General features: G+C 59.6%; 9 protein-coding genes and 1 pseudogene. 6 read left to right on the top strand and 4 right to left on the bottom strand.

Annotation, left to right across the window (positions count from 1 at the left end; genetic code table 11):
- The first annotated feature begins 85 nt into the window (after window positions 1-85).
- The gene (locus SOP95_RS21435) at window positions 86-2890 is read left to right on the top strand and encodes an ATP-binding protein (protein WP_323608233.1); all 2805 of its coding nucleotides are present in this window, start codon (window positions 86-88) and stop codon (window positions 2888-2890) included.
- Here the strand turns inward: SOP95_RS21435 and SOP95_RS21430 are convergent.
- Window positions 2855-4339, bottom strand: a complete 1485-nt coding sequence (locus SOP95_RS21430) for an ATP-binding protein (protein WP_323608232.1) — start codon at window positions 4337-4339, stop codon at window positions 2855-2857. The genes SOP95_RS21435 and SOP95_RS21430 overlap by 36 nt on opposite strands.
- 590 nt (window positions 4340-4929) lie before the next feature.
- On the opposite strand from SOP95_RS21430, the gene SOP95_RS21425 reads away from it, so the two are divergent.
- A complete protein-coding gene (locus SOP95_RS21425) occupies window positions 4930-5538 on the top strand; it encodes a DUF1062 domain-containing protein (RefSeq protein WP_323608231.1) in 609 nt (202 codons plus the stop codon).
- 8 nt (window positions 5539-5546) lie between these two features.
- Here the strand turns inward: SOP95_RS21425 and SOP95_RS21420 are convergent.
- A pseudogene (locus SOP95_RS21420) lies at window positions 5547-7042 on the bottom strand (MFS transporter).
- Window positions 7043-7378: 336 nt separating this feature from the next.
- Window positions 7379-8329: a GlxA family transcriptional regulator gene (locus tag SOP95_RS21415; RefSeq protein WP_323608230.1), complete on the bottom strand. Its 951-nt coding sequence runs from the start codon at window positions 8327-8329 to the stop codon at window positions 7379-7381.
- A 278-nt stretch (window positions 8330-8607) separates the two neighbouring features.
- On the opposite strand from SOP95_RS21415, the gene SOP95_RS21410 reads away from it, so the two are divergent.
- Window positions 8608-9330 (top strand): pirin family protein, encoded by a 723-nt coding sequence (locus SOP95_RS21410; protein ID WP_274076648.1) that lies wholly within the window; start codon window positions 8608-8610, stop codon window positions 9328-9330.
- Between the two features lie 63 nt (window positions 9331-9393).
- On the opposite strand, the gene SOP95_RS21405 is transcribed toward SOP95_RS21410, so the two are convergent.
- Window positions 9394-10290 carry a LysR family transcriptional regulator gene (locus SOP95_RS21405; RefSeq protein ID WP_323608229.1) on the bottom strand — a complete coding sequence of 299 codons (897 nt, stop codon included), beginning with the start codon at window positions 10288-10290 and terminating at the stop codon, window positions 9394-9396.
- Window positions 10291-10403: 113 nt separating this feature from the next.
- On the opposite strand from SOP95_RS21405, the gene SOP95_RS21400 reads away from it, so the two are divergent.
- From SOP95_RS21400 to SOP95_RS21390, 3 genes are all read left to right on the top strand, one after another.
- Entirely contained in the window at window positions 10404-11618 is a 1215-nt protein-coding gene (locus SOP95_RS21400; RefSeq protein WP_323608228.1) for a YbfB/YjiJ family MFS transporter, read from the top strand.
- Between the two features lie 141 nt (window positions 11619-11759).
- A complete protein-coding gene (locus SOP95_RS21395; protein WP_274076645.1) occupies window positions 11760-12758 on the top strand; it encodes an NAD(P)H-quinone oxidoreductase in 999 nt (332 codons plus the stop codon).
- Window positions 12759-12937: 179 nt separating this feature from the next.
- Window positions 12938-13891, top strand: coding sequence for an alpha/beta hydrolase (locus SOP95_RS21390; RefSeq protein WP_323608227.1), 954 nt, complete (start codon window positions 12938-12940; stop codon window positions 13889-13891).

Here is a 13891-nt window from a genome sequence, read left to right as displayed (position 1 = left end):
ATAAACGACGCATTGCGCGCCGGCAAAAATATGAGGAATATGCTCCAGAAGTGCGTTCCAGACGCATTCACACAGGAGCAACCCGTTGACCCTCGCCCTCGAACAGGCTGTGCATTTCGGCCCCTACCGGATCTACCCCGGACAACGTCTGGTGCTGGAATCCGACCGGCCCCTGCGCCTGGGCCGACGCGCCATGGACATCCTGTTGATCCTGCTGGAACACGCCGGCAAGGTGGTCAGCAAGCAACAGCTGATCGCTGAAGTCTGGCCCGACAGCGTGGTGGAAGAGATCAACCTGCGGGTGCACATGGCCGCCCTGCGCAAAGCCCTCGGCGACGGCCAGGCTGGCCAGCGCTACATCGTCACCGTGGCCCAGCGCGGCTACAGCTTTGTCGCGCCATGGTCGCTTGCGCCCATCGAACACCGTCCGCAAAATGACCTGGTTGAATCCAGCGGCCATAACCTGCCCCTGCGCCGCGCCCGCCTGATCGGCCGCCAGGTGCTGGTCGACAGGCTGGTGGCGCAACTGCCGCGCCAGCGCTTCATCACCCTGGTCGGCCCCGGCGGCATCGGCAAGACCAGCGTCGCCCTGCGCGTCGCCGAGCAACTGATCGGCCACTACCGCGACGGCATCCGCCTGCTGGACCTGACGCCGATCAACGACCCCTCGTTGATCACCGGCCACCTGGCGACATTGCTGGGGTTGTCCCTGCACGACAGCGAACCGCTGAGCACGCTTGCCACGTTCCTGCGCGAGCGGCATATGCTGCTGGTCATCGACAACTGCGAACACCTGATCGACCGCGTGGCACTGCTCTGTGAAAGCCTGCTGGGTGGCGCGCCGCAGGTGCACATCCTCGCCACCAGCCGCGAGAGCCTGCGCGCCGAAGGCGAATTCGTCCAGCGCCTGGAGCCGCTGGATTGCCCCCCGCCCTTTGCCGTACCGGACCGCTCCCAGGCCCTGGGTTTTTCCGCACTACAGCTGTTTATCGAGCGGGCCATGGCCAACCAGGACAGCTTTGAGCTGAGCGAAGCCGAATTGCCGCTGGTCATCGAGATCTGCCAGCGCCTGGACGGCATTCCGCTGGCCCTGGAACTCGCGGCCGCGCAAGTCGCCAACCTTGGCCTCAGCGGTTTGCTGGCGCAGTTGCAGGAAAGTTTTCGCCTGCTCGCGCACAGCGGCCAAACGAACCTGGGCCGGCATCAAACCCTGCGCACGACGCTGGACTGGAGCTTCAACCTGCTCACTGCCTGCGAACAGACCTGCCTGCGGCGCCTGGGCATCTTGCGCGGTGGCTTTACCCTGGAATCGGCCGCGGCGGTGATCGTGGGCGAACACATCGAACCGCGCGAGGTGTTTGGCTCGATCATGCAACTGGTGGCCAAGTCGCTGCTGATCGTGGACGTCGGTGACGAAGAGGTGTTCTACCGCCTGCTCGACACCACCCGCCGTTATGCCCTGGAAAAACTCGAACAAAGCACTGAACTGCCCGACACCCGCAAACGCCACGCCGAACGGTGCCTGGCCCTGATGCAACAGGCGCAGGAGGACTGGGAACAGATCCCCACCGGTCTGTGGATCGAGCGTTATGCCCGCAGCCTGGAGGACATCCGCGCGGCGCTCGACTGGGGCCTGTCTGCATCAGGGCCGCAGGCGCTGGCGATCCGCCTGACCGCGACGTCCACGCCGCTGTGGCAGGAACTGTCGCTGCTCAACGAGTACGGCGGTTATGTGCGCAAGGCCCTGGCCCTGCTCGATGCCGCGCCCGAAGTCTGCCCACGGCTGCAAATGCTGCTGAAACTGGCCTTGGGCAGCACCTGTTACCACGCCCAGGGCGGCACCACCGAAACCGTCGAGGCCTTCGTCAGCGCCCGGGCTTTGGCCGAACACTGCAAGGACGTAGCCGGACAACTGCGCGCCATCTCCGGGCACCTGGCGGTCAACCTCAGTTGCGGCCACTATCAAATGGCCCTGGAACAGAGCGAGCAATTCGATCGCCTGGGGTTGCATGGTGACCCGATGCTGTCCCTGAGCACCCACCGCCTGCGGGTCCTGGCCCTGCACTTTGCCGGCGATCAGCAGCGGGCCCGGATGAACGCCGAAGAGGTGATCCAGCGCATGGCCCACAGTGGCCATCTCAATCGCTTCACCCATGGATTTGGCGTGCAATACGACCAGAGCGTCGCCGCGCTGACCATCCTCGCCCGTATCCTCTGGATCCAGGGCCAACCGGAGCAAGCCTGGCGTACGGCCCGGCAGGCACTGGACATCGCACTGCAGATCAACCATGGCACGTCCATCTGTTACACCCTGGCCCTGGCGGGCTGCCTGATCGCCCATTACAACGGCGACGCCCGAACCGCTCGAGAACTCTTGCACCTGCTGCTGGAACAGGCGCAGAAACACTCGGTGCTGCTGTTCCATACCTGGGCTAGACACTATGCCTTGGTCATCGACGATGCCGAAGTCGATGCGTTACCGCGTCCGGGTGTGGGTCTGATCAAGGAAATCATGGTCACCCTCGACAGCGGCCTGGTCGATGATGAGTTGCTGCAACGCGCCGAGTCCGGCGCTGCGGGCTGGAGCACCGCGGAGATTCTGCGGGCCAGGGCCGATGTGCTGCTGGCCGCTGATTGCCCGGTGCAGGACTGTGCCGCCGAGACCTTGCTGAGCAAGGCGCTCAACGTGGCAAGAGTCCAAGGAGCCCTGGCCTGGGAACTGCGCAGCGCCACCTCGTTGGCGCGGCTTTGGCAGCGTCAGGGCCGCGACCGGCAGGCCCGGGAGCTGCTGTCGCCGATCCACCAGCGGTTTACCGAAGGCCATGCCACACCGGACCTGGCCACCGCGCAACGCCTACTCGGCGAGCTCCACAGCCACGAGTCGGCTTGATGGCCGGTGGGTGTGACTGACGTAGCCGGCGTAGCGCATTTCGAAGGTGCGCAAGGCCCCGCTCTGTTCGAGTTTTTCCAGGGCATAACAACGGGTGGTATTGAGGAAACGGTAGCGCGTCACGCCGCGCAGTTGCTCCAGTGCCAGCAGCGATTTGAGCGCCAGGCTTTGCATCACGCTGCTCAGGCTGGACGGCGGCAGCGTCGCGCAACTGATCACGGCGATCGCCGCGTCGAGGGTAAACGCCGATTTAAACACCGCCAGACGCTGCAACACGGTTTGCTCCATCGGGCTCAGCCGCTCATAGCTCCAGTCCAGGGCCGCCTTCAGGGTCTGGTGTCGCGGGACCGCCGTGCGCCGCCCCTGGGTCAGCAGCTGAAAACAGTTGTCCAGTTGCGCTTGCAGCCCCACCAGCGCCAGCGCATCGATCTGCGCCGCCGCCAACTCGATAGCCAATGGCAGCCCATCGAGTCGCCAACAGATTTCGCGCACAGCCTTGAGGTCCTGCTCGCGCAGGGCAAAGCCTTGCTGGCGGGCGCGGGCACGGCTGACGAACAACTGCACGGCCGAATAGCCCATGACCTCATCGACACAACGTACCGCCGACGTCGGTGGCAGCAGCAGCGGCGGCAATGGCAAGAGTTCTTCGCCGGTGGCCAGCAGCGGCTCACGGCTGGTGACGAGAATCGACAGGCGCGGTGCCGAAATCAACAGCTGCTCGACCAGTGCCCGGCAGCGTTCAAGCAGATGCTCGCAATTGTCGAGGACCAGCAACGCATGCCACTGTCCCAGCGCGTCCAGGGTCGTACCCACATCCAGTTGCAAGGTGCGCGTCACACAGTCGACCACCTGTGCCGGGTCGTCGATCATCGCCAGATCCACCCGCCACACGCCATCGCGAAAGTGCTGCAACAGCAATTCGGCGACACGCAGGGCAACGGTGGTCTTGCCGATGCCACAGGGCCCGACCAGGGTCATGCAACGGCGCGCTGGCAACTTGCGCACCAGACTGCCCACCACGGCATCGCGACCGATGACGGGTGTGAGTCGTGCCGGCAGGTTGTGGGGGGATGGTGCAAAGGCGTCGCTGGCCAAAGGCGTGAGCTCCAGCGCCTGGCGCACCGGCGCGACAAAGCTGTAGCCACGCTCGGGGATGTTGACGATGTAGCCGTGCCCGTCCTGCCCGTCACGAAAGGCCCGGCGCAGGGCGGCAATGTGCACGCGCAGGTTGATGTCCTCGACCACCGTTCTCGGCCAGACCTGGGCAATCAGATGGTCCTTGCTGACCACCGAACCGGCATGCTCAACCAGCACCTGCAGGATATCCAGCGCCCGCCCGCCCAGGCGCAGCGGCTGATCACCCTGGCGAACCAGTCGCTGATTGACGTGGAAGGCGTAGGGGCCAAAGTGCAGCACCGTGTCGCTGATTACATTTCTGAGGCTGTTCATACGCTTTCATCCGCTGGAAACCTGCTCGGCACATGACAGGCTCCGTACCTTCCTTGCAATGAGTTCAGCGGTATCTTGGCAGGCCCCGGTGACGGTACAACCGCCATGGGGGGAGCGTCACGGCCAATAGGGTGCGCACAACGGACAAAACTATTAGTTGAACTGGTCGCGGTACTGGATTGGGGTCAGGCCGAGCTTTTCACTGAACAGGAAACGCATGTGCCGCACGCTGCCGAAGCCGTAATGCCATGTGGATAGCCGTCTGCTTTTGCTTTTAACGCCAAAGACTTTCAGACATTTACCACTTGGACGTAGGACTTTTCCCAAAAGCAATTAAGCAGTCCAAATAGCTGAGGCACCGAGAGCTTCACCGAGGGTATTCTCACCTAATAAAAAATCGTGCAGACGCCAACTTTTTTTACAATTCCACTGTGTGTTATCGCATACCAAACAACCATACACCTTATCGAAACCCAGTCATTCCCGATCCGGCGAATCAGCCCAGTGCTCACCTCAAAATAAACTTTGAGCGCCAGTTCAAAACAATAAAAAAATGAAACCTTAAGGAAAATACCAACAAGGATTAAACAATGAAAATCGGACATCTAAATTGGTTAGTTAAGCCCGTGGGCTACCAATCGATAACAAAGCGCTGCCCTAACTGCGAAATTAGAAAATTATTTTATCCTTCAGGTTGCTTTCGCGTCAACGCACAGAAAAAGACGCTTGACGTATGGAATATCTACAAGTGCGAAAAATGTGACTATACGTGGAACATCGATATATTCTCCCGCATCAACACTAACAAACTCAATTCAGAACTGCACGAGCACTTCCTGCATAACAACCTCGATCAAGTTCGACGTTGCGCTTATGACTACTCTACCTTGAAGAAAAACAACGCCAAACTCGGTCCCACTCCGGAATTTTATCTTGAGGGCCCGGATCCCTATGCACTTAATAATGGAGCTACCGTCCGCATTGAAGTCCTTTTCGAGCACCCTATACCGGTACGTCTGATCAATTTGCTGACACGTAAGCTTTCGCTTTCCCGTAGTGAGGTGTTAAAGCTTCTAGAGCACAAAGTGCTGTTGGATATTACCTTGGACGAATTGAATAAAAAAATCAAACGACCGTTCTCATTTCTTCTAGATTTTAAGCGACTGATTGATCTTCACCCGCCAGCTTCAGATTCCTGACACACTCTTTAAACAGGCAAAGATTTAACAGAACGAGTAAAGTTGAAGCGAACCAGCACCGCAACTATCAATAGCAAGACAATAGTCGTTCCCATTACCGAAAACACGGCATTATCGAAAGCCAGTCGTGCATTCATGACCAGCGAATCACCAACCGCACCCGGCAACTGTTCGGCCATCAGTATCGCGCTATCGATACCATCTCGGGCCAGTTCTGCATCAATGGAGCTTTCAGGAATAAATAATGTTCGACTGTAAACAACCGACATCAAGCTGCCCATGATTGCAATACCCAACCCCCCTCCCAATTCATATGATATTTCTTCGATTGAGGCTGCCATTCCGGCACGCTCGGGCGGTGCGGCGGACATAATCGTATTTGATGCAGCCGTCATACTGGCTCCAACACAAGCCCCTAGCAGAAATAAACAAGATACTTGCAGGTACATGGAGTAGGAGAAGCTGAACATGAACAGGCAATGCCCGCAGCGTACACAGTCAGCACACACGACAGAAAACGGTCGCTCCTGAAGCGCGGCAGAAGCCAACCACACAACGGACTGCCAACAATGGCGCCTAAAGACAAAGGCAAGAAGTAAAGCCCGGTCTGCAACGGAGAAAGCTCCAGAACCAGTTGCAATCGTTGACTAAGGACCAGGTTGATACCCATCAGACACCCGGCTACCACCAACCCGGCCAGAACCGCAGAGGAAAACGCAGGGTTACGAAAAACCTGCATATCAACCAATGGAAATTCGCTGTTGCGTTGGCGACGGGCGAACAGCAGGGCAAAGGAAATGCAGATCAGCAATGCCAGAATGACATCCGCATAGGTAGGCATCTGCTTGGCAAATTCCTTGATCGCATACGCGAGACTTATCAACACCACCGTGATTTGTAACGAAGCAACCAAGTCCCAAGGTTGAGCAGAATCGTTCTTGATATTTTTGATCAGCAATCCCGACAACAAACATGCTATCAACACAATCGGAACGTTGATCAGAAACACCGAGCCCCACCAGAAGTACTCAAGCAGTGCCCCGCCCATCAAAGGACCAGCAGCAGCACCTCCGGAGGCAACTGCTGCCCAAATGCCAATGGCAATAGAGCGTTCATCTTCATCTTCAAAAGACAAACTGATGATTGCAAGTGTCGCCGGCATCATGGCTGCCGCCCCGACACCCAAAAGTCCACGAGCAAGAATCAAAACAGCGGAAGTTGGTGAGAATGCCGCCAGTAGTGACGCCGCGCCGAAAATGAGCAGGCCAATGATAAAGATTCGTTTGTGCCCGATCCGATCCCCAAGCGTGCCAGCCCCTAACAAAAGGCCTGCAACCACCAATGGATACATATTTACGATCCAAAGCTTTTCTGAGGTAGAAGCCCGCAGCTCATGGGTTAAAGTGGGCAGCGCGATATATAAAACCGTCATATCAATCGCCACCAGAAGAAGTGCAATCGAAACAACAGCCAATACAAGCCATCTATATTTATCTACATGCATCTTCGCCCCCACCTAACTTGCTACTTTTAGTGCTTGCGGTAATAACAGCGGCCTCACAACCCCAACAACCTAACCACAAGCCCGATACACAATCAACAGGCACAACGCAAAACTCGAGCAAGAAAGTCAAAAGAAGAACACGCTGTAGGAATTATCCCTGCACTTCCACAAACACCTCACATGAAACACATTTCCTTTCGACTTTACACACAACTTCTTTCAGAACATGCGCCTGCCCCTCAGGATAAGACCCATCGAAAAAGGAGAAGATCAGTAGATATTACGGATCAGGAAATCCGTCTATTAGTGTTCGAAAATTGTAACGGTCAGAGGACACTAGCTGAACTGCTCACGGTACTGGATCGGGGTCAGGCCGAGCTTTTCACTGAACAGGAAACGCATGTGCCGTACGCTGCCGAAGCCACTTTTGAACGCCACGGTCTTGAGCGGCAGGTCAGCGGTTTCCAGCAGGTTCCTGGCGCGGTCGATGCGGGCGCTTTGCAGGAACTCCATGGGGGTCATGTTCACTTCCCGGGCAAAAACCCTGGCGAAATGGCGCGGGCTCATGTTGGCCAGGCTGGCCATGCGTTCGATGCTGAAGGCTTGGTCCAGGTGTTCGAGCACATGGTTCTGCACCCGGGTGATCGGCGTTTCATTTGGGGCCACTGCCGCCATTAGCGGGCTGAACTGCGCCTGGCCGCCCTGGCGTTTCATGACCACCAACAACACCTTGGCCACGTCCTGGGCGACTTTCTTGCCATGGTCGGCGGCGACCACGGCCAGCGCCAGGTCAATGCCGGCAGTGACGCCGCCGGAGGTGATGAGGTTGCGGTCCTGGACGTAGATCTGGTCGGTTTCGACCGTCGCCTTGGGGAATGCCTTGATCATCCGTTCGGTGTAGTGCCAGTGGGTGGTCACGCGATAGCCGTCGAGCAAACCGGCGTGCCCCAGCACGAACGCCCCGGTGCAGATCGAGCCAAAGGTCTGCGATCGGCTGACATTGCGCTTGAGCCACTCGAGCAAGGGCGGATGTTTTTCGTTGTAGGCACCGGGGCCGCCGGGCACCAGCAGCAGATCAAAGCCGTCACAGGCCTGCTCGACCGGCATGTCCGCCTGCACCCTCACCCCATTGGACGCCCGCAGTGCGCCGGACTCGGTGCCAAGGGTCGTCAGCACATAGTGCTCGTCGGGCTTGAGATAACGATTGGCGATGGAAAACACCTCCATCGGCCCGGCCATGTCGAGCAGGAGAAAGTCGGGGAACAGCACCATTGCCACGGTTTTCATGGGTTCAATCACTGAAATCAAGGAAGGTCTTTGTGCCGAACACCGAACCTGTGGGAGCGGGCTTGCTCGCGAAGGCGGTGTGTCAGTCACCAAATTTGTTGAATGTAACACCGCATTCGCGAGCAAGCCCGCTCCCACAGGGGTACTGCGTCCGTAGGTACACAGCTGTCAACCTGAAAGAGACAGTATTTCAGTTTTCATCTACTTATTGCACCAATGGATTAACATTAACCTTCTCCTCACTCGGACGAATCAACGTCCCAAAAGGAGATTTCATCATGCTGACCCTTCGCAAAGCATCGGATCGTGGCCTGGCCAATCACGGCTGGCTGAAGTCGTTCCATACCTTTTCCTTCGCCAGCTATCGCAACCCGAAAGAACAGGGTTTTTCCGATCTGCTGGTGATCAACGATGACCGCGTGGCTGCCGGCAAAGGCTTCGGCCAGCACCCGCACCGCGACATGGAGATTTTCTCCTATGTGCTCGAAGGCGCGCTGGAACACAAGGACACCCTGGGCACCGGCTCGGTGATCCGTCCCGGCGATGTGCAGTTGATGAGCGCCGGCAGCGGCGTGGCGCATAGCGAGTACAACCACTCGGATTCGCGGCCCGTGCACTTCCTGCAAATCTGGATAGTGCCGGACGTTAGCGGTGCCAAGCCACGCTATCAGCAGGAGCATTTCAGCACCCAGAAGAAACGCGGTCGCCTGCAATTGATCATCTCCCCCGACGGCGCCCAGGGTTCACTGACGGTGCGCCAGGATGCGCGGGTGTATGCCGGCCTGATCGATGGCAAGGAAAGTGCCACTGTGGAACTGGCTGCCAATCGTTATGCCTATGTCCATGTGGCTCGTGGTCGCGTTGAACTGAACGGCGTGGCACTGCAGGAAGGCGACGGCGTGCGGGTTCGCGAGGAACAGTTGCTGAGCTTGAGCAATGGGGTGGATGCCGAGGTGCTGGTGTTCGATTTGCGTGCGAATGAGTTGCCAGAAATGCCATAACCCTGCGGGAGCGAGCCCGCTCGCGAAGAACGGAAGGACAACGCGGTTTCCAGGGAGCACGCGTTATCGTTGACGTCCATCGCGAGCAGGCTCGCTCCCACAAAAGGCTTCGACAATTTCCTCAATCACCACACGGACCCTCGCCGTATGCCGAAGGTCCGCGTGGGTCACCAGCCACACGTCATAGGGCAACGGCCGAGTACGCTCCGGCCACAGCCGGACCAGTCCATCCCTCTCCCCCACGTACACCGGAATTTCCCCGATCCCGATCCCCTCGGCAATGGATCGCCGCACCAGCAGGCTGGAACTCAGGCTTGCGACAATTCGCCCGCGCCCCACAGGTTCACTGACCAGCGTCATGTCCTTGCCGCTCTGCAGATACGGCTGATACACCACCAGATCATGCCCCTCGAACGCCGATCCCGGCTCGGGTACACCGTGGGCATTGACATAGGTTTGCGAGGCGAACAGGCCCACCGGCCAACGGGCGATTCGCCGCGCGATGAGGTCCGGATTGTCCGGCCGGGTATTACGTACGGCGATGTCGGCTTCGCGTTTGGCCAGGCTGAGGATTTGTGTCGAGGCGTCCAGTTGCACCCGCACGTCGGGGTGACGTTGATGCAGTCGAGCGACGGCCGGGATCAGGAAGTCGATGGCCATGGAGTCGGTGGTAGTGACCCGCACGGTGCCCGTCAGCCGGTCGTCGAGGCCTTGGATACGGCGCTCCAGTTCCAGTGCCGAATGCTCCATTTTCTCGATGGCGCGCATCGCCGCTTCGCCGACCGCGGTCAACGCATAACCTTCGGAGGTACGCAGGAACAGCGTCGCTCCCAATGACTTTTCCAGCGACGTGATGCGCCGGCCCACCGTAGCCTGGTCGACACCCAATACTCGCGCGGCGCCGCGCAGCGTTGATTCGCGGCAGACCGCGAGAAATACCCGTGCGTCATCCCAGTTCATGGAGCTCTCCATCTGATGCATTTGCGCATCACGATAACGCGAAATCGCTGCGCTGGTGCATCACTAAACCTGGTTAAGCTGATCACCAGTGAAAAACTTGCAGGAGAGCACCCATGCTCAGCCCCCTGAACACCCCACGCAACGCATTCTGGCTGCCGATTTTTGCCGGCCTGTGCGCCAGCCTGGTCAGCATTGGCCTGGCGCGTTTTGCCTATACGCCGTTGATTCCCTCGCTGATCCAGGCCCATTGGTTTTCCGCCAGCGACGTGGTGTACCTCGGTGCCGCCAACCTGGTGGGCTACCTGATCGGTGCACTGATCGGCCACCCGTTGGCGCGTCACACATCCAACAAAACTGCGCTGCGGCTGATGATGCTGGCGGTCACCCTATCGTTCTTCGCCTGTGCCTTTCCCTTGTCGGTGAGCTGGTTTTTCGGCTGGCGTTTGCTCTCGGGCGTCGCCGGTGGCGCGATCATGGTGCTGGTGGCGTCGACGGTGTTGCCGCATGTGCCGGCCTCGCGCAAAGGGCTGGCCAGTGGCGCGATCTTTCTCGGCATCGGGCTGGGCATTGCCGGGTCGGGGACGATCGTCCCGCCGCTGCTGAGCTTGGGCCTGCAGCAAACCTGGTTGGGACTCGGCTTGCTGGCACTGATATTGACCGCTATCAGCTGGTTTGGCTGGCCGTCGGCTGCGCCCCAGGCAACGATGACAGCGACGGCCGATGCCGCGTCGACCCGCACCCACCCGGGTGTCTACTTGCTGTTTGCCCAATACGCACTTATGGCGGCGGGGCTGGTGCCAGCCATGGTGTTCCTGGTGGATTACGTGGCTCGCGGCCTCGGTGCCGGGCCACAGGTCGGCGCGCTGATCTGGGTGATGTACGGACTCGGCGCGATTGTCGGGCCGGTAAGCTATGGCTTTCTCGCGGATCAACTGGGGGCGAAGCCGAGTATTCGTCTGGTGCTGGTGGTGCAGGCGATTGCCGTGGCGCTGCTGTCGATCTCCAGCTCTTTCGCGGCATTGGCGCTGCTGGCAGTGATCCTCGGCTCGTTCCCACCGGGCATCGTGCCGCTGGCACTGGCGCGGGTTCACGAATTGGTCCCCGGGCATCATCAGCAACAGGTGGTGTGGAGTCGCGCCACCGTATCGTTTGCCACCTTCCAGGCCATTTCCGGGTTTGCTTATTCCGCCTTGTTCAATGCCAGCGGCGGCCATCATGGGCTGATGTTCGTGATTGCTGCCGGGGCGATTGTTTTGGCGTTGTTGCTGGAGTTGGCGGTGCGTTTATCGAGTCGGCCTGACTCTCTTGTTCAGGTCAGTTGCCCATGAAGATCAAAAGATCGCAGCCTGCGGCAGCTCCTGCAAGGGGCCTGCATTCCCATGTAGGAGCTGCCAAAGGCTGCGATCTTTTGATTCTCCGCGCGAAAGCGCGGTCTCATTTAACGGACACTTTGCCCACAGGTATATGAAATGAATTTGCCCAAAGACATGACCCTGATCGAAATCACCCAACCCGGTGGCCCTGAAGTCCTGCAACCACGCCAGGTGCCCTTGCCCACTGCAGGCGTCGGTGAAGTGCTGATCCGCGTGCATGCTGCCGGGGTCAATCGCCCCGACGTTCTTCAACGAGCCGGCAAGTACCCGATGAAACCCGGCATGAACCCAAACCCAGGTTTGGAAGTGGCCGGCGAAGTGGTCGCCGTTGGCGCAGATGTCAGCGAGTTTATCGTCGGCGACAAGGTCTGTGCGCTGACCAATGGCGGCGGTTATGCGCAGTATTGCGCGGTCCCGGCCAGCCAGGCGCTGCCGATCCCCGAAGGCATGGACTGGGTGCAAGCGGCGGCGGTCCCGGAAACCTTCTTCACGGTGTGGGCCAATCTGTTCGACATGGGCGGCGCCAGCAAAGGCCAGCGCGCGCTGATTCACGGTGGCACCAGTGGCATCGGCACCACCGCCTTGATGTTATGCCGCGAGTTCGGTGTCAAGGCATTTGCCACGGCGGGCAGTGAGGAGAAATGTGTGGCGATCCGCCAATTGGGCGCCGAAGCGATCAACTATCGCGATCAGGACTTCGTCCAGGTCATCCAGGAAAAAACCGCCGGCAAGGGCGTCAATGTCATCCTCGACATCATGGGCGCTTCGTACCTGAACCAGAATATCGCGGCACTGGGAATGGAAGGTCGACTGGTGATGCTGGGTTTCCTCGGCGGTGCCGTCGGCAAGGATGTCGACCTGCTGGCGATCATGAGCAAGCGCGCGACGGTCACCGGCTCGCTGCTGCGCCCGCGTACCCGGGAAGAAAAAGCCTCGATTGCCGAACAATTGCGCGAATACGTATGGCCGGTGCTGGCGGCCGGGCGTTGCCTGCCGATGATCGACAAGGTGTATGCGCTCACCGAGGCCTCCCAGGCCCATGCGCGAATGGAAGCTGGCGATCACATCGGCAAGATCGTGCTGCGCGTCGACTGATAGCGCCGCATCCCCCCTGTAGGAGTGAGCCCTGCTCGCGATGGCGGAGTGTCAGACGACATCAACGTCGACTGACACTCCTCCATCGCGAGCAGGGTTCCCACAAGTCGCATTTTTCCCCACCCCGCGCGCGCATCTGTTAAAACGCGGTCTTCATGTCCCTACCGGTGAACCACCCAATGCCCTCTGCCCTGCTCACCCGTCTACGCCTGCGCTGGCTGCCGCTGCTGTGCATGGCCGCGCTGGTCGTCGGCTTGCCCGTGGGTTGCGGCGCACTCAAGTACAAAGAGCGCGAGTTGCTGTTCCGCATCGAGCCGGGCACGGCCGGCTGGTATCGCGGCCTGCCGCAGGATGTGCAGGAATTCGACATCAAGCCTGCCAGTTTCAAGGCCGGGCAAAACCTGCATGCCTGGTGGTGGCCGGCCGCGCGCCGTGACGCGCCGTCGATCCTCTACCTGCATGGCGTACGCTGGAACCTGACCGGCCAGGCCTTTCGCATCGAGCAGTTGCGCGCCATGGGCTATTCAGTGCTGGCGATCGACTACCGCGGCTTTGGCCAGAGCAAGGGTGACTTGCCGTCGGAGGCCAGCGTTTACGAAGATGCCCGCGCTGCCTGGGATCGTTTCAGCACGATGCAACCGGACCCCGGCAAGCGCCTGATCTACGGCCACTCCCTGGGTGGCGCGGTGGCCATCGACCTGGCCGCAGACTTGGCCGCGCAAGCGAAAAAGCAGCATGGCGCCGTTCCGGTGCGCGGCCTGGTGATCGAGTCTACCTTCACTTCCCTGGGCGATGCCGTGGCGGAAGTGGCCGACAACAACCTGCCGGTGAACTGGCTGCCGGTGCGCTGGTTGCTGTCGCAGAAGTTCGACTCCATCGACAAGATCGTCGACATTCACATGCCGTTGCTGGTGGTCCATGGCCTGGCCGACCGGTTCATGCCTTCGAGGTTCAGTGAGCAACTGTTCAATGCCGCCAACGAACCCAAGCGTCTGTTGCTGATCCCCGGCGGCACCCACAACAACAGCATGAGCCTGGGCGGCAGCCAGTATCGTCAGGCGCTGGAAGGCTTGATGAAGGCCAAACCGCAGATGGCCGGGCCGATGGTCTCGCGAAGCGCCCAGGATTCCTGA

This window comes from Pseudomonas sp. YuFO8, from assembly GCF_035065025.1.
Classification (GTDB): Bacteria; Pseudomonadota; Gammaproteobacteria; order Pseudomonadales; family Pseudomonadaceae; genus Aquipseudomonas; species Aquipseudomonas putida_AE.
Note: the sequence above shows the minus strand (reverse complement) of the source record. Positions and strands in the feature narration are given on the sequence as shown.

Bases quoted from the DNA above. Each gene is read 5' to 3' on its own strand.
- SOP95_RS21405 (WP_323608229.1), bottom strand. From the start codon at position 10,290: ATGAACTGGGATGACGCACGGGTATTTCTCGCGGTCTGCCGCGAATCA.
- SOP95_RS21400 (WP_323608228.1), top strand. From the start codon at position 10,404: ATGCTCAGCCCCCTGAACACCCCACGCAACGCATTCTGGCTGCCGATT.
- SOP95_RS21390 (WP_323608227.1), top strand. From the start codon at position 12,938: ATGCCCTCTGCCCTGCTCACCCGTCTACGCCTGCGCTGGCTGCCGCTG.
- SOP95_RS21415 (WP_323608230.1), bottom strand. From the start codon at position 8,329: ATGAAAACCGTGGCAATGGTGCTGTTCCCCGACTTTCTCCTGCTCGAC.
- SOP95_RS21430 (WP_323608232.1), bottom strand. From the start codon at position 4,339: ATGAACAGCCTCAGAAATGTAATCAGCGACACGGTGCTGCACTTTGGC.
- SOP95_RS21395 (WP_274076645.1), top strand. From the start codon at position 11,760: ATGAATTTGCCCAAAGACATGACCCTGATCGAAATCACCCAACCCGGT.
- SOP95_RS21425 (WP_323608231.1), top strand. From the start codon at position 4,930: ATGAAAATCGGACATCTAAATTGGTTAGTTAAGCCCGTGGGCTACCAA.
- SOP95_RS21410 (WP_274076648.1), top strand. From the start codon at position 8,608: ATGCTGACCCTTCGCAAAGCATCGGATCGTGGCCTGGCCAATCACGGC.